Source organism: Ardenticatena maritima (assembly GCF_001306175.1).
Taxonomy (GTDB): domain Bacteria; phylum Chloroflexota; class Anaerolineae; order Ardenticatenales; family Ardenticatenaceae; genus Ardenticatena; species Ardenticatena maritima.
The window spans coordinates 495,063-513,736 of sequence record NZ_LGKN01000004.1 but is presented as its reverse complement, the minus strand read 5'-3'; the positions used below and the strand labels follow the sequence as shown (position 1 = coordinate 513,736).

14 protein-coding genes and 2 tRNA genes are annotated in these 18,674 nt (G+C 59.0%); 11 read left to right on the top strand and 5 right to left on the bottom strand.

Annotation, left to right across the window (positions count from 1 at the left end; all coding sequences use genetic code 11):
- Nucleotides 1-11 precede the first annotated feature (11 nt).
- Complete coding sequence (locus tag SE16_RS07035) at nt 12-1,991, top strand: choice-of-anchor X domain-containing protein (protein WP_152918112.1); 1,980 nt, start codon at nt 12-14, stop codon at nt 1,989-1,991.
- 62 nt (nt 1,992-2,053) lie between these two features.
- Here the strand turns inward: SE16_RS07035 and SE16_RS07030 are convergent, their stop codons facing one another.
- Both SE16_RS07030 and SE16_RS07025 read right to left on the bottom strand, forming a co-directional pair.
- Nucleotides 2,054-2,977, bottom strand: a complete 924-nt coding sequence (locus tag SE16_RS07030; RefSeq protein ID WP_060687408.1) for a YitT family protein — start codon at nt 2,975-2,977, stop codon at nt 2,054-2,056.
- Between the two features lie 90 nt (nt 2,978-3,067).
- The gene (locus SE16_RS07025) at nt 3,068-3,331 is read right to left on the bottom strand and encodes a hypothetical protein (RefSeq protein WP_054493075.1); all 264 of its coding nucleotides are present in this window, start codon (nt 3,329-3,331) and stop codon (nt 3,068-3,070) included.
- A gap of 143 nt (nt 3,332-3,474) precedes the next feature.
- Here SE16_RS07025 and SE16_RS07020 point away from each other — a divergent pair.
- Both SE16_RS07020 and SE16_RS07015 read left to right on the top strand, forming a co-directional pair.
- Nucleotides 3,475-3,546 (top strand) — tRNA-Met (locus SE16_RS07020).
- A 30-nt stretch (nt 3,547-3,576) separates the two neighbouring features.
- A tRNA-Met gene (locus SE16_RS07015) sits at nt 3,577-3,649 on the top strand.
- A 75-nt stretch (nt 3,650-3,724) separates the two neighbouring features.
- Here the strand turns inward: SE16_RS07015 and SE16_RS07010 are convergent.
- Together SE16_RS07010 and SE16_RS07005 are read right to left on the bottom strand one after the other, a co-directional pair.
- The gene (locus tag SE16_RS07010) at nt 3,725-4,657 is read right to left on the bottom strand and encodes a GGDEF domain-containing response regulator (protein ID WP_054493074.1); all 933 of its coding nucleotides are present in this window, start codon (nt 4,655-4,657) and stop codon (nt 3,725-3,727) included.
- Between the two features lie 95 nt (nt 4,658-4,752).
- Nucleotides 4,753-5,823: a saccharopine dehydrogenase family protein gene (locus SE16_RS07005; RefSeq protein WP_054493073.1), complete on the bottom strand. Its 1,071-nt coding sequence runs from the start codon at nt 5,821-5,823 to the stop codon at nt 4,753-4,755.
- Between the two features lie 224 nt (nt 5,824-6,047).
- On the opposite strand from SE16_RS07005, the gene SE16_RS07000 reads away from it, so the two are divergent.
- From SE16_RS07000 to dnaA, 8 genes are all read left to right on the top strand, one after another.
- Nucleotides 6,048-6,488: an RrF2 family transcriptional regulator gene (locus tag SE16_RS07000; protein WP_054493072.1), complete on the top strand. Its 441-nt coding sequence runs from the start codon at nt 6,048-6,050 to the stop codon at nt 6,486-6,488.
- 149 nt (nt 6,489-6,637) lie between these two features.
- Nucleotides 6,638-7,651, top strand: a complete 1,014-nt coding sequence (locus SE16_RS06995) for a GNAT family N-acetyltransferase (protein WP_054493071.1) — start codon at nt 6,638-6,640, stop codon at nt 7,649-7,651.
- A 37-nt stretch (nt 7,652-7,688) separates the two neighbouring features.
- Complete coding sequence (locus SE16_RS06990) at nt 7,689-9,026, top strand: glycosyltransferase (RefSeq protein ID WP_200907284.1); 1,338 nt, start codon at nt 7,689-7,691, stop codon at nt 9,024-9,026.
- A gap of 116 nt (nt 9,027-9,142) precedes the next feature.
- Entirely contained in the window at nt 9,143-9,499 is a 357-nt protein-coding gene (locus tag SE16_RS06985) for a DsrE family protein (protein ID WP_054493070.1), read from the top strand.
- 227 nt (nt 9,500-9,726) lie between these two features.
- Nucleotides 9,727-11,310, top strand: coding sequence for a LysM peptidoglycan-binding domain-containing protein (locus tag SE16_RS06980; protein ID WP_054493069.1), 1,584 nt, complete (start codon nt 9,727-9,729; stop codon nt 11,308-11,310).
- A gap of 74 nt (nt 11,311-11,384) precedes the next feature.
- The gene (locus SE16_RS06975) at nt 11,385-12,197 is read left to right on the top strand and encodes an O-methyltransferase (protein ID WP_054493068.1); all 813 of its coding nucleotides are present in this window, start codon (nt 11,385-11,387) and stop codon (nt 12,195-12,197) included.
- A gap of 70 nt (nt 12,198-12,267) precedes the next feature.
- Nucleotides 12,268-13,128, top strand: coding sequence for a 3-hydroxyacyl-CoA dehydrogenase family protein (locus tag SE16_RS06970; protein WP_054493067.1), 861 nt, complete (start codon nt 12,268-12,270; stop codon nt 13,126-13,128).
- A gap of 292 nt (nt 13,129-13,420) precedes the next feature.
- Nucleotides 13,421-14,812, top strand: a complete 1,392-nt coding sequence (gene dnaA, locus SE16_RS06965; protein WP_082374242.1) for a chromosomal replication initiator protein DnaA — start codon at nt 13,421-13,423, stop codon at nt 14,810-14,812.
- 60 nt (nt 14,813-14,872) lie between these two features.
- On the opposite strand, the gene SE16_RS06960 is transcribed toward dnaA, so the two are convergent.
- Nucleotides 14,873-18,649: a DNA polymerase III subunit alpha gene (locus SE16_RS06960; RefSeq protein ID WP_060687406.1), complete on the bottom strand. Its 3,777-nt coding sequence runs from the start codon at nt 18,647-18,649 to the stop codon at nt 14,873-14,875.
- Nucleotides 18,650-18,674: the final 25 nt, after the last annotated feature.

Here is an 18,674-nt window from a genome sequence, read left to right as displayed (position 1 = left end):
AGGGTGCAATGATGCGTACCACTCGGTTGTTGCTCACGCTTTTTGTCGTGGCAGTTCTTTTTGTCGTTGCCGGGCCTGTGGGCGGAACCCCCACCGCGCAGGCTGATACGCCGCTGTTCAAACAAGTGGCCGGCCCCGCCGATGACATCGCCGCCGGGCTAACGGCGCTCCCCTCGCCCGAACGCCTGGGTATCCGGTCGCACTCGGCCATGCTGCCTGTCCACCTTGTACGTGACATCAACGGGACATGGCGCTGGCAAACGGCTATCCCGCTGGATAGCACCGAAGAATTGACGTTTGTGCTTCTTTCCCCCCACAGTGACGAATGGACGATTGACGTTCAATCGCCCGGCGCCGCTCCCATGCGGCTCAACGACGCTTCTGCCACCGAGAGCACGTTTGGCTTTGATGGGGCATCCTACCCGGCAACAGTCTATCACTTCGACAAGTCAGCCCCTGCGGGCACATGGACGGTCTCGGTGACGGCACCCACCAGCACCGCGCGCGGCGCAACCCCCGATGGCTATCTCATCGTGGGGAGTGAGAGCCCCTACCGCCTGTACGCCCACCTGCGCGACTACAATTTGCACGTGGGGCGGGAAATTGGGCTGGTGGCATACGCCTACGATGACACTTCGGCTGTGGACGGAGAAGCGCCCACGCCGCTGCGTACCGCCAAACAAGTGCTGTACGCCCGCGTCCAGCAACCCGACGGGCGCGAACTGACGCTCGCCATGTACGATGATGGACGCCACGGCGACAAGCAACCGAATGACGGCGTGTACGGCGCGACGTTCACGGCACGCCAGGCGGGCACTTACACAGCCCAGGTGGTCTTGCAGGGCGTCACGCCCGAGGGGACGGCTTTCCTGCGGACAAGCCAACATGTCTTCCCTGTGATTGACGCCACGGCCTCCCTCGGCAAGCAGGCGGTGGGCGTCCCGGTAGACGATGTGCGCATGCGGCTCACCATCCCCGTGCAAGGGCTGAGCGACGGCGCTACCGTGCAGGCATACGCCGAAGTGTGGGGCATTGGCGCAACGGGCAAACCCGTGCCGGCGGCGTGGATCGGCGGCATGAGCGAAGTACGAAATGGCGTCGCGACGCTCACGTTTGACACGCGCTGGCTGGGCTATGCCAATGTGCAACCTCCGTACACCTTGCGCAACATCCGCCTGCAAGACCGCGAAACGCACATTCCGCTGGCCACCAGCCACGCCATGAGTCTCATGACGTTCAGCGTCCCCAAAGCCGCCCTGCAACGTGTCAGCACCATCACCGATGAAATGCTCATGGGCCCCCGCCCGGATGCCGGTATCGCCCCCATGGCCACGGGTGGCAAGTTGATGCTCGTGCATGGGTATTGTTCAGGCGGCAATCCCTGGCCAACATCGCATTTCAGCAATTACGCCGTCTTCCAGGACTACAACCAGAACCGCTCGCATGATGAATTCGCCCGCCTCATCCGCGATTACGGCGCGCAATTCCCCTCGTTCGGCATTGTGGCGCACAGCCAGGGCGGTGCGGCTTCCCTGCACCTGTACACCTACTACTGGAGCGGGCTGGACTATTCGAGCGGGTCGCGGCTCATTCAGACAGTCGGCACGCCCTACCAGGGGACAGCCCTTGCCGGCAATCTGGCGCTTTTGGGAGAGATTTTCGGCATTGGGTGCGGCTCGAACTGGGACTTGACCTACGACGGGGCGGCGCTCTGGCTTTCAGGCATCCCCTCGTGGGCGAGGAGCCGTGTGCATTACTGGACCACATCGGACAAAGAGGTTTGGTGGCGTTGGGACTACTGCAACATGGCCACCGACCCCATCCTGGATGACCCCGAAGACGGCGTTGTCGAGAAGTGGTCGGGGCAACTCGCGTATGGCGTCAACCACGGGCACAAAGAAGGCTGGTGCCACACCTCCTCCATGCGCGACCCCGCGCAAACCAGCGATTACAGCCGCAACAGCGAGATGAACCTGTACGGCAATCGCTAAGCACATACGGGCTCGGTTGCATACGAAAACGGGCGCTCACGCTGAGCGCCCGTTTTTCGCGCTTACTCGGCAATCGGTTTGCGCAACGGGTCAAACCCGTATCCCAACGCCTGATGCCCCTGTGCAATGACCATGAACGCACGCGGGTCAATTTCCGCCACCACCCGCTTGACGGTTTGCACCTGTGGGCGGTTGATCGTACACCAGAGCATGGTATGGGTTTCACCGGTGTAGCCGCCAACTACTTGCCACGCCGTCACGCCGTGCCCGGTTTCTTCGATGAGGGCTTTTGCCAGGGGCTGCGGATTGTCGGTCACAATCAGCACCGAACGAATCGAGCTCGGTCCTTCAAGCACATAGTCGGAGACAATTCCCCCCAGAAAGAGCGTCAGAAAAGCGTACAACGAGAGCTCCCAGCCAAAGACAAAACCAGCGCTGAGGATAATCAGCCCGTCGCTGTAAAAATAGACCTGACTCAGCGGGAAGCCGGTCTTTTTCTGGATGATACGCCCCAAAATTGCTGTGCCGCCAATCGTGCCCCCCGCACGGTAGATCAAGCCGCCGCCAATGCCGCCCATCACACCTGCGTAAAGGGCGTTGAGCAGCATATCACGCGCCAGGGGGAACGGGTCAATGAGGCGAGGAAGCCAAAAGCTCAGCAGGTCAATCGCCGAAGAAAAGAGAATGACCGCGAGAATGGTTTTCCACAAAAATTGCCGTCCGCCCAAATGGCGAAACCCCAAGGCAAAAAGCGGGATATTCACCAGCATGTAAAAAAGCCCGTTGGGGAAGCCGGTGAAGTGATTGACGAGAATGGCAATCCCACTGACGCCCCCCGCCGCTAAGTCGAAGGGCATTTGAAAGGCGACATAGCCAAACGCGGCAATGAACGCACCGGCAACAATAAGCACAATTTGCACAAAAAGCTCATACAGGCGTTCCAGCGTTAAATGGGCGCGTAAACGCCGCAAGAACAAAGTTTGCATACCCTCCTCCCGCAAGCAAAAAGCGCGGGGCTTCCGCGCTTCATGTTGAACAAGCCACCAATGGCTTTTATGAGACCATCCCCATTGTCGTCAGAACCAATCGTCCTCGTCGTCCTCTTCGTATTCCAGCGGCTGTCCAACCAGGTTGACTACATAGCCAGCCGCGCGCAAGAGCTCCGCCAACTCATCCAAATCACCGCCGGCCACGTAGCGGTTCGTACCGCCGGCATTCGTCAGTGCACCAACTTTACGAACGCGCCCTCCGGCAATTTCCTTGATACGCTCAGCCTCACCGGCGGGGAAGACCATGGTCTTCGTTGCACGGTTAATCGTAATTTCAATCGGCTCACTCATTCTCCTGCCTCCTTCTCTCAAACTCCACCGCATTCTACCTTCAAGATGAAGTCGGGTCAATCCATGCAGAAGGAGAGTAAGTGTCTCCACAACAACACTGATTTGACAAAATCACATCTCTGCATATACTTCTCAACCGTCAACGCGGGGTGGAGCAGTGGTAGCTCGTCGGGCTCATAACCCGAAGGTCGTGGGTTCGAATCCCACCCCCGCAACTTAACCGGTTTTCAACCGGTTGTTTTTTTGCCGGCGTAGCTCAATTGGCAGAGCAAGGGACTCATAAGCCCTGGGTTGTAGGTTCGAGTCCTACCGCCGGCACACGAAAACCCCCACCAATCTGGTGGGGGTTTTTGCTTTGTTTCAATGCCAAATCAGTTGTTTATGAAGCAATCCTCAAACAGTGGAATTTGAAGGCGCTACAACGTAAATGCGTTCTTCCACCGGGGGCGCATCTTTCAACGTGAGCAAACGCTCGACGGCTTCCATCATTCCATCCACAGAAGAGAATGCCATTTCAGGAACAGTGGCGACCGCACAAACAAATTTGGGGCGAAACAGACGCCCATCCCTGGCTGTCCACGTCATGCTGTCGGTGACCTCTTTGAGCCGATGCGCGACAACAAGCGCCTGTTCTAACGTCGTGCCGGGCAAAACAAACAAATAATGCGCATCATCCCACTTGCCAATACTATCGTACCCACGAACACTGAGCGTCCACATGCGCAACAGATGCTCTAAAAATGCTTGCTGGTCTGCGTTTGCCAACGAGTTCCATTCATCCGGCTCGGCAAACCCAACCAGAAGAACACTGAGCGCCGATTCCTGGCGATGCGAACGCGCAAATTCACGCTTCAACCACTGGTAAATGGCGCGACGGTTGAACGCCCGACTGGACTGTTCGAGCAATGCCGCCTGTTCAATACGCCGCCGCACCTGGTCTAATTCATTGCGCAACCGCAAAGCATGCGCTGCAACCGCAATCCGAGCAATCAAATCCGGCAAGCGAAAAGGTTTTGTGAGGAAATCATCCACGCCCAAGGTTTCGGGAACGATGGGAACAGATTGCTGCGCGGTCAACAGAATCACGTAAGGCATTTGTGGCGGGTGGCGTTCTTTCAAGCGCTGAACGAAGTCCACGCCTGACATCTCTTCAAGCGTCCAATCCACAATGAGAATGTGCGGACGCTGATTGAAAATCATATCCATCGCCGTTTCGGTATCGCCGGCTTCCAGGACTTCATGCCCAAGTTCTTCAATCGCATTGCGAATATGCACTCTCGAAACAACATCCGTCTCGAGAAGTAAAATCTTCAAGGTAGCGAACATGGTTTTTCCCCTATCTGCGCTTGCCAGTTCTCTCAACCTGCCCTGTATCATAGAGGATTTTATGCCACCTTCAATACGACCTTTCTCCTACTTATTCAACTTTTGGTACGTTCTATTTGATCAAAACGCCGCGTTTCATCAATTTCAAGTACAAAATCAGCCCCAAAGGCTTGCGCCGGCGTCAATGCGCCCTGCACCGTCGTCTCCGCCAACCGCTCGACAACAGCTACCACCGCCAACGCCGTAAAGCGGTAGCCCTCGCAAGTTTCCAACCAGGCTTCGGCGGTTTCACCTGCCGCGTTGCGTACCTGCGCCCACAAATAGGAACGCCCCCGCGCCAACAACTGCTCATCGGGTCCTTTGACGCTGCGACGAATCCAGGCTTGCACGGCACGACGCACAGCGCCGATACGAAACAGCGGCGCCAACCACGAGAGAAACCGCATTTGGCGAATCATCGCCGGCGGAAACGCCATGTAGGTGGTAATGTTGGGAATGCCAGTGGAGCGATAGGCGGTAGCCAAATCCCCCCATGGAATAGCAACCGCCTGGCGCGGTTTATCTGAAAAGTGAATGGTACGCGTCAGCGTTCCAAAAGGAACACGCACCAACACACCATCACGCCGCACAAGGTTGCCTTGTGGCACATGCTCAATCATCGTCTGCGCCGTGCCTGGGCTGGTGCGGCTCAGCGCCGCGATACCGATTTCGAGCGCTATCGGTTGTTCGATTTTGCTGGCCACATAGGCCGCCAAACAATCAGACGGCACGACATCAAAGCCGCTTCCCGGCAACAGCGCCACACCGGCTTGACGCGCTTCCTCATCGCGGGCAAAGATTTGCTCAAAGACGCTGATTTCGCCCGTGATATCCACATAGTGCGTTTGGGTCGCCAAACAGGCTTCAACCATCGGCATAGCCGTTCGCACAAATGGCCCAGCCGCGTGCACAACTACATCCACATCGCGCAGAGCGTGCCGCAAAGCCCCCGCATCGTCCAGCGAGACGACACGCGCCTCAAGATTGTAGGCTTGCGCCACAGATTCGACCTGCTCCGCGTTGCGCCCCGCCACAATCGGGCGGTAGCCTCGCGAAACTGCTTCGGCAACAATCAAACGTCCCGTGTACCCATACGCGCCGTAAACCATCCATGTGCCTGGTTGCATCGCCGCTTCCTCCGCACGTGTTTCTCATCAAAAGACACGACAACTGTATGCCAAGATACACAGAAAACAAAACATCTTCAACCTTGCTCGCGACGCGCGTTTTTCAATGAAGCAAGGTAGTATCAAATTTGTACTTTTGCCGCGCTTCTTTGACAGGGTGTCCCCCGTTTGCTATGCTTTCATCACCTAACAATCAAAGCGCCAAAGCAAATGGAGTGCGCCCCATGCGTATTACAACTAAAGGGGAATACGGTATTCGTGCGTTGCTGGAATTAGCCCAACGCTATGGCGAAGGGCCTGTGCCCAGCGCGGTGATTGCCGCCGCCCAGCATGTGCCCGAAAACTATCTGGACCAGATTTTGCTGCTTTTGCGCCGCGCGGGGCTGATACGCAGTATCCGCGGGCCGGCCGGCGGGCATATGCTGGCGCGCGCACCCGAAGAAATCAACCTTGGCGAAGTCCTTGCTGTGTTGGAAGGCACGTTCGAGCCCATGGAATGCGTCAACCCTGATTTTTCGGACTGTATGTTGCTTGAATCATGCACCATTCGGCGTGTTTGGCGCGAACTGAAACACGTCACCGACGAAGTGCTGTATTCAACAACGTTGGCGCACCTGGTTGAACAATCACAACCACGCACAGAGCAACTCATTTACTTCATTTAGTGTAAGAAAATCGCCCAAGTTGGCGTCAATACAACCCAGGCAACTTGAAGGATGAGCGGCATGTTCCAGCAGACGATCCACTTTGCTGATTCCAGCGTCCGGCGTTCTCGCCGGGCATTTTCTTGTTGCATCTGTACGGAGGGCGTGCTATGCGCCCGCACCTGATCACATCCACGGCAGAGTTTGCCAAGCTGCGCCCCTCATGGGAGGCGCTTTTTCATGCCTGCTCCTGGGCAACCGTCTTTCAATCGCCCCAGTGGCAACTCACTTGGTGGCAACACTTTGGGCGCGAAGGGAGCCTGCGCGCACTCGCGCTCTACGACGGCGAGACGCTGGTTGGGCTGGCGCCCTTCTACATCACACGCGAAGGAAAAACGCCGCTGCTGCGGTTGGTGGGCGGTATTGACCTGACCGATTATCTGGACGTTTTGGCGCGTCCTGGCTACGAATCCCACCTGTGGGAAGCCGTGCTCGACACCTGGCTGGGCGAGCAGTGCGAATGCACGCTTGACCTGCACAGCCTGCGCGCCGATTCACCCACCGTGCGCCTGCTTCCGGAGCACGCATCAGCGCATCACATCGCCCTCACCCATCAGCAAGAAACCGTCTGCCCGGTGATTGCCTTGCCCGCCTCGTGGGAAGCCTATCAGGCGGCGCTGCCGTCCAAAGCCCGCCACGAATTGCGGCGCAAATTGCGCAAAGCCGGGCGCGACGCGTTGACATCGTGGTACATCGTCGCCCACCCAACCGCTATTGCCGAAGATTTGCCGCGCTTCTTCCACTTACATGAACAAAGTTCGCCTGAAAAAGCCGCTTTCTGGACACCGACGCGCCGCGCCTTCTTCGAGGCAATGGCTGTCGAAATGAGCCGCGCCGGCTGGCTGAAACTGGCGTTTTTGCTCGTCAATGGCGCTCCCGCTGCCACGTTCATGTTCTTCGACGACGGCGAACGCTTTTTGCTCTACAATTCCGGCTTTGACCCGGCGTTTGACGCCTTCAGCCCCGGCTGGGTTTTGCTGGGCTATTTGATTGAACACGCCATCCGGCTTGGACGCCGTGAGTTTGATTTTCTCCGTGGCGATGAAGCCTACAAGTATGAATTTGGCGCACGCTCCTGCCCACTGTTCAACATGCGCCTTATCCCGCCACACCGCACCGCCTAGGCGGACGAGGAATTGAGCCATCTCAAGGAGGTCAATCGTGCACATCGAAACAGAATGTTGTCATCAGGTGGGGGAACTTTTTCCAACCTCATCTCCGCCAAAAGAGAAAATTCGCTGGCGCATTGTGCCGCGCGGGCGCATCGCAATGCTGAGTGTGCACACATGCCCGCTGGCAATGCTCGGCGGCAAAAATACCGGCGGCATGAACGTCTATGTGCGTGAACTGAGCCGACAGCTCGGAGCGCGTGGCTGGCAAGTGGATATTTTCACCCACGCTGAAAATATGGCGCGCCCGCTGATTGTCCAAATGAGCGAAAATGTGCGCGTGATTCACATCGTCGCCGGTCCTGTGCGCCACATTGGCAAGAACGAACTCTATCACTACCTGCCGGAATTTACCGAAAACGTCTTGCGCTTTGCCACCCTTGAAGGACACACCTACGACATCATTCACAGCCATTACTGGCTGAGCGGTCTGGTTGCGCAAGCCCTGCGTGAAGCATGGGGCGCGCCCATCGCCCACATGTACCACACGCTCGGTGTGATGAAGAACGCAGTCGCCCGCAGTGAAGCCGAGCGCGAACTCGACATCCGCATCCGCAGTGAAGCGCAGATTGCCCGCGCGGTTGACCGTCTCGTTGCCGCAACCCCCATTGACCGCGCCCAAATTCTGGAACATTACCCCGCCGACCCCTCGAAGATTGAAGTTATCCCGTGCGGCGTAGACCTGGATTTGTTCCACCCGATTCCCAAGCGTGAGGCGCGCCGCCTGCTTGGCATTCCCGACGACCACAAACTCATCCTCTTTGTGGGGCGCATAGACCCCCTGAAAGGGATTGACGCCCTGATTGAAGCCATCGCCGAAGTTGTGCGCCGTGAACCCGCCTGGCGTGAACGGCTCTGCCTGAGCATTATCGGGGGGAGCGCCGAAGACGCCGCGCAGGCACTGACGGCTGAAATGCGCCGCCTGCATGCCTTGCGTGCCGAATTAGACATTGAAGACGTGGTCACATTCTTGGGCGCGCAAAGCCAGGAGACCTTGCCCTACTTCTACTCGGCGGCGGAAATGGTTGTCATGCCAAGCCACTACGAAAGCTTTGGCATGGTTGCCCTGGAAGCCATGGCGTGCGGCACACCGGTGATTGCCAGCGACGTCGGCGGCTTGACGTACACCGTCCAAGATGGCGTGACGGGGTATCTTGTTCCCCCGCGCCGTCCCGACATTCTCGCCGACCGTATCCTCGAATTGCTGAACGACGTTGAGCGTCGGCGCGAAATGGGGCGTAACGGCGTCAAACGCGCTGAACGGTTTGGCTGGCCTGCCATTACCCGGCAAATCGAGCGGCTCTACGCTGAACTGCGCATCCTCGCTTGAACAGAACACGGGGCGGCAACCAGCCGCCCCGTGCGCATTTGCGCGCGCCTGGGTAAGAGTTTCCCCCATCACGCCATCTACACCACGCACAAACCAACCCCTCAGGAGGAAACGCGATGCTCAAACTCGCCGTGATCGTCCTCGCCGACACCGAAACGCACGCCGATTTGGGGCGCGTCGTCAACGCCATGGAGGTGGTGCGCGAATGCCTGGAAAAGGGCGACGATGTGCGTCTCATCTTCGACGGAGCAGGCACGCGGTGGGTGCCGGAACTCGCCGACCCCCAGCACAAGCGGCACGCGCTTTTCCAGCAGATTTTGCCTGCGGTTGAAGGCGTTTGCCTTTTCTGCGCCGGCGCTTTTGGCGTGCGCAATGCTGTACAAGCCTGCGGCGTTCGCCTGCTGGACGAGCACGATGGACACCCCAGCGTGCGGGCGCTTCTCGCCGACGGATACCAGGTCCTCACGTTTTGACATTTCTGCCGCGCGCATACTCGTCTCACAAAATACCCGTCTGGATAGCCTACCACGCAGATGCCCTTCTATCCTATTTGCTTGACGCCTCGAATGCTTTATAATTCGCCCGGCTTTGTGAAAACGCGAGCAGATGGTGTGCGAGCAAAAAGCCACGTTGTGCCCGAAAGCCGTTGATGTGAAATCTGTTGAGACGTTCGGACATTACGTGGTTTGAGAAGGAGCCTATGAACGACAATTTATCGTCATGGAGACGTCAAGGGTTGGTTGTTGGGGCGCTGGTTTTGTTGGTTGTATTGAGCGCCCTGCTTGTGCAAGGGTGTCGTATCGAACGCGCACCCAGCCCTGAATCAGCCAATGAAGCCGAAACGGGTGGCGTTGTCGCCCATTCGGCTGAACCAACAACCGAAGTCCTGCGTGTGGTGGCTGTCACGCCCGCCCCTGAGCCAACCGCCGAAATGGTGGCGCTTGATGGCATGGGGGGGACGGACGCCCTGGCATCTTCTGAGGAAGCCGCTAATGCCTCACTTCCGCCGTTGTCGGATGGTGCGATCAACTATACCATTTCCGCCGGCGATACGCTCTACGCGATTGCCGAGCGTTTCGATGTGAGTGTGCAAGCCATTCTGGCGTACAACAACATTGAGAACCCCGACAGCCTGCAAGTTGGTGATGTGTTGCTCATTCCCCAAGGGGCACAAGCCACAGTGACGCCTACGCCGGTGGAGTCGCCCGATGGCACGCCCGTTGTGGTGATTCAGGTGCCGGAGGTGGATGAAGCGCTGGCGACCATTCACTACGTGCAGGCGGGGGAAACGCTGAGCGAAATTGCCGCCCAGTACGATACCACCGTGGATGTGGTGATGGCGGCGAACGGGCTGACGCCCGACACGCAGTTGATTGCAGGCGAGCCGCTCATCATTCCCAAAAACCCGCTCTACGTGACGCCCATGCCGACGCGCACGCCCATTCCCACGGTGGAAATTGCGACGCCGACGCCAACGCCGCTTTCGTTGTTGGCGATGCTGCAACCGTCGCCGACGCCCATTCCACCGACGCCGACGCCTATCGTGTACGAGGTGCGCGCCGGCGATACGCCATCCAAAATTGCCAAGGCGTATGGTATCACCGTGGATCAACTCTTGGCTGCGAACCCGCGCCTGAGCCCCACACGCATGCGGATTGGCGATAAGGTGCTCATTCCGCTGAGCCAGAACGTGGCGGTGGCCGCCGAACCGACACCCACACCCACCCCCGTCATCATTTTCGAGACCTACACGGTACGCGAGGACGAATCGCCGAAGAGTATTGCCGAACGCTTCAAGGTTGCGCTGGATGCGTTGCTGACGTTCAACGCGTTGGAAGACGGCGACCAGGTGCTTGAACCCGGTAGCACGCTGCGCATTCCTATCGGCACACCGACGCCGACGCCAACCCCGACGCCGCTTCCCACACCCACGCCGATGCCGCGTTTGCCCTACGCTGCGCCGGTGCCGCTGATGCCCGTCAACGGTATGCGGGTGAGCGGCACAACGCCGGTGGTGCTCTCGTGGACGTCGTCGGGGATTTTGGAGGACAACATGGCCTACGTCGTGCGGCTGCGCTATGTGCGCGCCGGGCAGGTTGTGCATAGCGAAACGTTTACCACACGCGCGACGTCCCTGCGCCTGCCGCCTGAGGTCAAACCGATACGCCCCACGTTGATGCGCTGGAACGTGCTCATCGTGCGGCAGGTGCAGCAGAATGGCGAAACAGTTGTGGAAGCGGTCAGCCCCTTGAGCGAAAGCCGCGAGTTCTACTGGATGCCGTAGGGCAATGCTTCATTGAGCAAGCAACCGGAGCCTCAGCACAGGCTCCGGTTTTCTCTGTCAAACAGGAGGAGCATGTGACCGCCTGGCCTGGTTTGGCGTTTGTACCGCCTGCGGTACGCGCCCACATAAACGATACCCCATCCGGTGCGGCGCAACTGGCGTTGACGCTGGCGCTGTTGAAACAACCGCGCCATATGCTTTGTGTCGGCGATGCCGCGCTGGACGTAGCGCCCTGGCTGGCGGGGTTGTTTGATGAAGCGGGGACGCTCATCCTTGTGGACGCCGACGCCGACCGTTTGAGCGCCTTGACATGGACGTTGACCATGTGCGAGCGTGCCCATGTGGCGGAAAGTTGGCACGGCGACGCTGAACAGATTTTGCCGCGGCTGGAATACGCCTACGACCTCGCCCTGGTGGCGACCACGTCCCCCGCTGTCTGGGAACAGGCTGCGCGCCGTGTTCGCTTGGGGGGCGCGCTGGTCGCGCTGGATGTTGACGCCCCCGCCCCGCCGCTCGATACGCGCGTCTGGTTGCCGGTCACGTTGCGCGACCATGCCGCCGCGTTCTGGGTGCGCGCGCGTGATGCCACCTGGTTGGCGCATGTCCCGCGCCCTTTGCTGGCGCTGACGCGCTTTGCACTGGGGGCGCACGTGTGGGCGGGCGATGAAGACGCCCGTGTGCTCGTGCACGCCGCCGCCGCCGACATGCCGTCGCCGCCGCTCGTGGTAGAGACGCCCCACCGCGAGGCGCTTTTGGTGTGCGGCCTGGCATGCGAGCAGGCGCAATGGCCCTCGGGCGCGCGCTGGCTGACATGGGGCGTGCCGCCGTTTCCACCGCTGTTTGCCTTCACAGATGAGATGACCGTGTGGGCGGGCGTCGTTCCGTGAGGCGCTTGTCCTTCTGCAACTTCGTGCTACAAACATGCTGAACAACCGATTTTCACGAGGAGGTGAACGCATGACCATTCAGACGGTTGGGGTTGTTGGCTGTGGCCAAATGGGTAGCGGCATTGCCGAAGTTGTTGCCCGCAGTGGGTATCGCGTCATCGTGCGTGAAGTCAACGATGCCTTGCTGGAACGAGGGCAGCAGCGCATTCGCGCGAGCCTGGAACGCGCTGTGAAGAAGGGCAAACTTTCGCAGGCGGATGCCGATGCCGTGTGGGAGCGCTTGACGTTCACCACCACGCTGGATGAGATGCGCGCGTGCGATTTGGTGATCGAAGCCATCGTTGAAAACAAGGAAGCCAAGCAAGAACTGTTTGCCGCGCTGGATACCATCACCCCACCGCATGCCATTTTGGCAAGCAACACGTCGTCCATCAGCATTACGGCGATTGCCGCCGCGACCAGCGAAGCGCGCCGCCCGCGTGTCCTGGGCATGCACTTCTTCAATCCGGTGCCTGTTATGCCCTTGCTCGAACTGGTGCGCGGGCTGGAAACCGCCGAGGAGACCCTGGCAACGGCGCGCGCGTTTGGCGAATCGCTGGGGAAAACCATCATCGTTGCCAAAGACAACCCCGGATTCATCGTCAACTTGCTACTTGTGCCCTACCTGCTGGATGCCATTCGTTGGCTCGAATATGGGCTGGCAACGCGCGAAGATATTGACACAGGTGTCAAACTGGGGCTGAACCATCCCATGGGACCCTATGAACTGTCCGACTTCATCGGGCTGGACACCTTGCTCTTCATTGCCGACGCCATGTATGATGAATTCCGCGACCCCCGCTATGCCGCGCCGCCGTTGTTGCGCCGCATGGTTGCCGCGGGACATTTGGGGCGCAAGAGCGGGCGTGGCTTTTACGAATATCAGCGGTAAGCGTACTTTGCAGGCAGGTGGGGCGGCGTGCACACGTCGCCCCGCTATGACAAAAGGTCGGGGGTTTATGTGGCGCGTATCACTTGCCCACTCCGCCGCCCTTTGATAGAATGCCACCGCTCAGGAGTTGGTTCCACACCATCAATCTTGCACGCTCTGTGCATCGCCGCACAGCATGCGTTTGTACTCTTCACCTGGCATTGGCTCAGTTTTGTGTGAATTTTTCTTTTGGGGGGAAATTGTGTCTGCTCATTAGCAGATGGTTCTGAGCAGAACGTAGTGAGGTGTTGCCTTGAAAACCAATCATCATCAGGAGTATACACGTCTTTGGAATGCTGCTTTGGGCGATTTGCAACTGCAAATGGCCCCTTCGACGTTTGATACATGGATGAAGGGAACGCAACTCCTGGATGTGTCCGATGACGGCACGTTTGTCATCGGGGCGCCGACGATCTACGCGGTTGAATGGTTGCAAAATCGGCTGGCACCCCTGATTGCGCAGACATTGGAGCGGCATGTGGGCAAGCCTGTGTCGCTGACCTTCACCCTGCTCAAACAGAGCGATACGCCACCACCGGAAAGCACGGAGGACTTCTTTACGATGCCCGCGCCGCAACCGTCGGTGCACCCAAACGGCAGCAAAAGCCCCGAGCAGGAAGAGGTGCTGGGCGACCCGCTGCAACCGCGCTACACGTTTTCCACCTTCATTGTTGGGGCGAGCAACCGCCTGGCGCACGCCGCCGCGCTGGCTGTCGCCGAGCGCCCCGCGCAAGCCTACAACCCTTTGTTCATTTATGGGGGTGTGGGACTGGGAAAAACCCACTTGTTGCACGCCATTGGGCATGAAACGCGCAAGAAAGGCTTGCGCACGGTGTACATTACCTCGGAACGCTTTACCAACGAGTTGATTGCCGATATTCGCACGCAGAATACCGAGGCGTTTCGTCAGCGATACCGCAATGTGGATGTTTTGCTGATTGACGATATTCAGTTCATTGCGGGCAAGGAAAGTACACAGGAAGAGTTTTTCCACACGTTCAACACGCTGCACGCCGCCAACAAGCAAATTGTGCTGAGCAGCGACCGCCCGCCGCGCGCGATTGTGCTTCTGGAAGAACGCTTGCGCTCCCGTTTTGAGGGTGGGTTGGTGTGCGATATTGCCCCGCCTGATTTGGAAACCCGTATTGCGATTTTGCAAGCCAAAGCCGAAACGCAACCCATTCGCGTGCCCTCGCAGGTGATTCAGTTGATTGCGCAACGGGTGCAAAGCAACATTCGCGAACTGGAAGGGGCGTTGACGCGCGTGGTGGCGTATGCCCAATTTGGGCACCAACCGCTAACGGTGGAACTGACCGAGCGTGTCTTGCGCGATATTCTCGACCGCCCGACGAATATTGACCTGGACATGGTCATTCAGGAGACGGCGCGCCATTTTGGGGTTTCTGTGGAAGATTTGAAAGGCAAATCGCGGCGCAAGGAGATTGCGCTGGCGCGGCAAGTGGCGATGTACCTGGCGCGTGAAGAAACCGATGCGGCGCTGGCGGCGATTGGCGCGGCGCTGGGTGGGCGCGACCACTCGACGGTGCTCTATGGGCACGAGAAAATTGCCAAAGCCATCGAAGCCGACGACCAGTTGCGGCGTGAGGTGCTGACGATTCGCGAGCGATTGTACAATAAGAGTTGAGCCGATGCCGGTGGGATGAAAAAAACGGGCGCTCTCGGCGCCCGTTTTTGTTTGGTGCTGTTAGCCCGCCCGCTTGTGCCGTCGCCCATTTTCGTGCGCCAGTTGGACGACTTCGACACGGCAGCCGATGGCCTCGCTTTCGAGTTGGAGTTTCAGTTGGCGGCGGAATTGTGTGCGCAGGCGCGGAAAATCGAGCAGAACCAGGCGGCCGTCGGGGAAGCGCATGCGCAGATGAACGCGGTCGTTGCCTTGAATGGCTTGCAAGGCTTCCAGCATGCGGCGGAAGCGCTGCATATCGTGTTGCTCGTCCTGCGTGCGTGGAAACTCGATGCGCAGGAGATAGGTCACGCCTTCGCGCAGATTGTCGCCGGGGTCGGCGGGCGGTTCGCCTGGTGTGCCAGCCGGCGCCGATGCCATCTCTTCTTCGGGCGGCGGTGGGGGGGGCGGCGGCGGGGCTTCGCCGTTGTACCACGTTGCTTCGGCGGGCGGTTCGGCGAGCGTGTGAACGCTCTCCGCGCGGTAGAGGGTGATGGTGTCCGCCAGGATGCTGAGGCTGTCGTTGCGGGCGTCCACCTTGCCGCGCACCAGGATGACGGCGTCGGGTTGGAGAAACTCGCGGCATTCGGCAAACGTGCGTGGGAAGACTACCACGTCGGCTTCGCCTTGCAGGTCTTCCAGCGTGATGAACGCCATTTGGTCGCCTTTGCGGGTGAAGATGGTGCGCATGTCTTTGATCAACCCCGCGACAATGACCTCTTTGCCGATATCCTCTTCGCTGAGTTCACCGCAGAAGTGCGTCGCCTGTTCGCTCAGCACGCCCGCCAGCGCTTTGAGCGGGTGGCTGGAAACATAGACGCCCAGCACTTCTTTTTCGTCGGCGAGTTTTTGTTTGGGATCGGGTGGGGTGATGGGGGGCAGGTTCGCCAGGATGGATTCGTTCGCGAATGTGTTGGCGGCGCTGTTGTCTGCGTCTCCCAGCACGTCAAAGAGGCTCATCTGCCCGATGTCGGCGGCGGCGTGCACCTCGGCGCTCATCTGCATCATGCGGTCGAGGATGGCGAGCAGGGTGGCGCGTGGGGCTTCGGGCGCCGCCTCGCGCATCAACTCGTCGAAACAGCCGGCTTTGATGAGGCATTCGACGACGCGGCGGTTCAACTGGCGCAAGTCCACACGGCGGCAAAAGTCGTCAATGCTGGTGAAAGGCCCGTTCGCCTCGCGTTCGCGCAAGATGATTTCGATGGCGCTTTCGCCGACGTTTTTGATAGCCCCCAGCCCGAAGCGAATCGCCCAGCGCCGCGGGTCGGTTTGAGGCAGGGTGTCGGCGTTTTCGGGCGGGTTGGGGTGTGGTTCGATTGTGAAGTAGACATAGCTTTTGTTGATGTCGGGCGGCAAGACTTCAATGCCCAGACGGCGGGCTTCGGCGATGTACACGGCCACTTTGTCGCTCTTGTGGCGTTCCACCGTGAGCAGGGCGGTGATGTATTCGACGGGGTAGTGCGCTTTGAGAAACGCCGTTTGGCAGGTGATGACGGCATAGTCAGCGGCGTGGCTTTTGTTGAAGCCGTAGCGTGCGAAGAATTCAATATCGGCGTAGATGGCGCGGGCGGTTTCTTCGGGAATACCGTTTTTCTTGCAGCCCTCGACAAACAATTGCCGGTGGCGTTCGATTTCTTTCTCTTTCTTTTTGGCAACGGCACGCCGCATGAGGTCGGCGTCGCCGGGGGAGTAGCCCGCCAGTTGAGAGGCAATCTGGATGATTTGTTCCTGATAGACGATAATCCCGAAGGTTTCGGCCAAAATGGGTTCGAGCATGGGGTGGTGGTAGGTAATTTCTTCTTCCCCATGCATACGGCGAATGTAGTTCGGGATGTATTCCATGGGACCAGGGCGGTAGAGCGAGATGGCGGCGATGATATGCTCGAATTGCGAGGGGCGCATACCGCGCAACACTTCGCGCATGCCCGCCGATTCCACCTGGAACACCCCGGTCGTCTCACCGCGTGAGAGCAGGTCGTAGAGTTTTTTGACTTGCGCGTCTTTTTCGGGGTCGTTGGGGCAACGTTCGTAGGGAATGTTTTGCAGGTTGTAGCGCACGCCGTAGCGCTCTTCGATGAGTTCGCAGGCTTTGCGCATGATGGTCAGCGTTGCCAGCCCAAGGAAGTCCACTTTGAGCAGGCCGATGCTTTCGAGGATTTCCATGGGCCATTGCGTCACCACGCCCAACCCTGATTCGTCCTGGTCGCCTTTGGTGGGGCGGTGCAAGGGGCAGTATTCAACCAGCGGTTTGTCGGAGATGATGACGCCCGCGGCGTGTGTGGAAGCGTGGCGCGCCAACCCTTCCAGTTTCATGGCGGTGTCAACCAGTTCACGCACGCGGCTATCTTTTTCGTAAAGTTCCGCAAATTCGGGGTTGTCGAAGGCTTCTTTCAACTTCACTTTGGGACCGCTCGGCACCATTTTGGCGATGCGGTCCACCTCGGCGACACTCATGCCCAGCGCGCGCCCAACGTCGCGGATGGCGGCGCGCGCGCCCATGGTTCCGAAGGTGATGATTTGCGCCACGTTTTCCACACCGTATTTCTGCACGGTGTACGCCATCATCTCGGCGCGGCGGTCGTCGGGAAAGTCCATGTCAATATCGGGCATGCTGACACGTCCGGGGTTGAGGAAGCGCTCGAAAATCAGGTTGTTTTTGAGCGGGTCAATCCCCGTGATGCCCAGGCAGTAGGCGACAATCGAACCGGCGCCCGAACCACGCACGTTCCACCAAATGTCGTTTTCGCGGGCGAAGCGGCACAAGTCCCACACGATGAGGAAGTACGTGTCGAACCCCATCTGGTGGATGATGCGCAACTCGTGTTCAAAGCGCTCGCGCACCTCGGCGGTTTCGGCGCGGTCGCCGTAGCGTTCACGCAAGCCGCGTTCGGCGAGTTCGCGCAGGTAGGTTTCGGCGGTGTAGCCTTCGGGCACGTCAAAGTTGGGCAGGTGATAGCCTTGGCTGTCCAGGTTGACGTCGCACATTTCGGCAATGAGGACGGTGTTGTGCAGGGCTTCGGGGATTTCCCCGAACATTTCCATCATCTCGACATAACTTTTCAGGTAGTAACCGTCATCGCTCATGCGCATACGGTCGCGGTCGCTCACGCGCTTGCCCGTTTGCACACAGAGCAACACGTCATGGGGAATGGCGTCTTCACGGCGGACGTAGTGCACGTCGTTGGTGGCGACAACCTTCAAGTCGTATTTCTTCGCCAGTTCGAGCAACCGGCGATTGACAACCTTGATTTCGGGGATGTCGTGGTCTTGCAGTTCAACGAAAAAGCGCTCGCGCCCGAAAACGTCGAGATACCATTCCAGGCGGCGGATGGCTTCTTCTTCCTGGCTGCGGTTGAGCAGGCGGGGGACTTCCGCCGCCAGGCAGCCTGTGGTGACGATGAGCCCCTCGCTGTACTTCGCCAGCGTCTCGTGGTCAACGCGGGGGCGATAGTAGTAGCCGCGCAATTGGGCTTCGCTGGCAAGTTTGAGCAGGTTTTGGTAGCCCGTCTGGTTCATCGCCAGCAGAAGCAGGTGGAAGCGGTCTTTGTCTTTCACGGGGTCGCGGTCTTCCATGCGCCGCGCCGCCATGTAGCCTTCCATGCCAATCAGCGGCTTGATGCCCGCTTTTTTGGCTTCGCGGTAAAACTCCATGGTGCCATACATGACCCCGTGGTCGGTGAGGGCGATGGCGGGCTGTCCCAACTCTTTGGCGCGTGCCACCAGGTCGGGGATGCGGCTCAATCCGTCCAACAGGCTGTATTCGGAGTGGCAATGCAAATGTACAAAGGCTTCTTGCGACACAGCGACCTCCGTCGGGGAATCGAAT

Excerpts from the sequence above, each read along its gene's own strand:
- SE16_RS07035 (WP_152918112.1), top strand. The coding sequence starts at position 12 with ATGCGTACCACTCGGTTGTTGCTCACGCTTTTTGTCGTGGCAGTTCTT.
- SE16_RS07030 (WP_060687408.1), bottom strand. The coding sequence starts at position 2,977 with ATGCAAACTTTGTTCTTGCGGCGTTTACGCGCCCATTTAACGCTGGAA.
- SE16_RS07025 (WP_054493075.1), bottom strand. The coding sequence starts at position 3,331 with ATGAGTGAGCCGATTGAAATTACGATTAACCGTGCAACGAAGACCATG.
- SE16_RS07010 (WP_054493074.1), bottom strand. The coding sequence starts at position 4,657 with ATGTTCGCTACCTTGAAGATTTTACTTCTCGAGACGGATGTTGTTTCG.
- SE16_RS07005 (WP_054493073.1), bottom strand. The coding sequence starts at position 5,823 with ATGCAACCAGGCACATGGATGGTTTACGGCGCGTATGGGTACACGGGA.
- SE16_RS07000 (WP_054493072.1), top strand. The coding sequence starts at position 6,048 with ATGCGTATTACAACTAAAGGGGAATACGGTATTCGTGCGTTGCTGGAA.
- SE16_RS06995 (WP_054493071.1), top strand. The coding sequence starts at position 6,638 with ATGCGCCCGCACCTGATCACATCCACGGCAGAGTTTGCCAAGCTGCGC.
- SE16_RS06985 (WP_054493070.1), top strand. The coding sequence starts at position 9,143 with ATGCTCAAACTCGCCGTGATCGTCCTCGCCGACACCGAAACGCACGCC.
- SE16_RS06980 (WP_054493069.1), top strand. The coding sequence starts at position 9,727 with ATGAACGACAATTTATCGTCATGGAGACGTCAAGGGTTGGTTGTTGGG.
- SE16_RS06970 (WP_054493067.1), top strand. The coding sequence starts at position 12,268 with ATGACCATTCAGACGGTTGGGGTTGTTGGCTGTGGCCAAATGGGTAGC.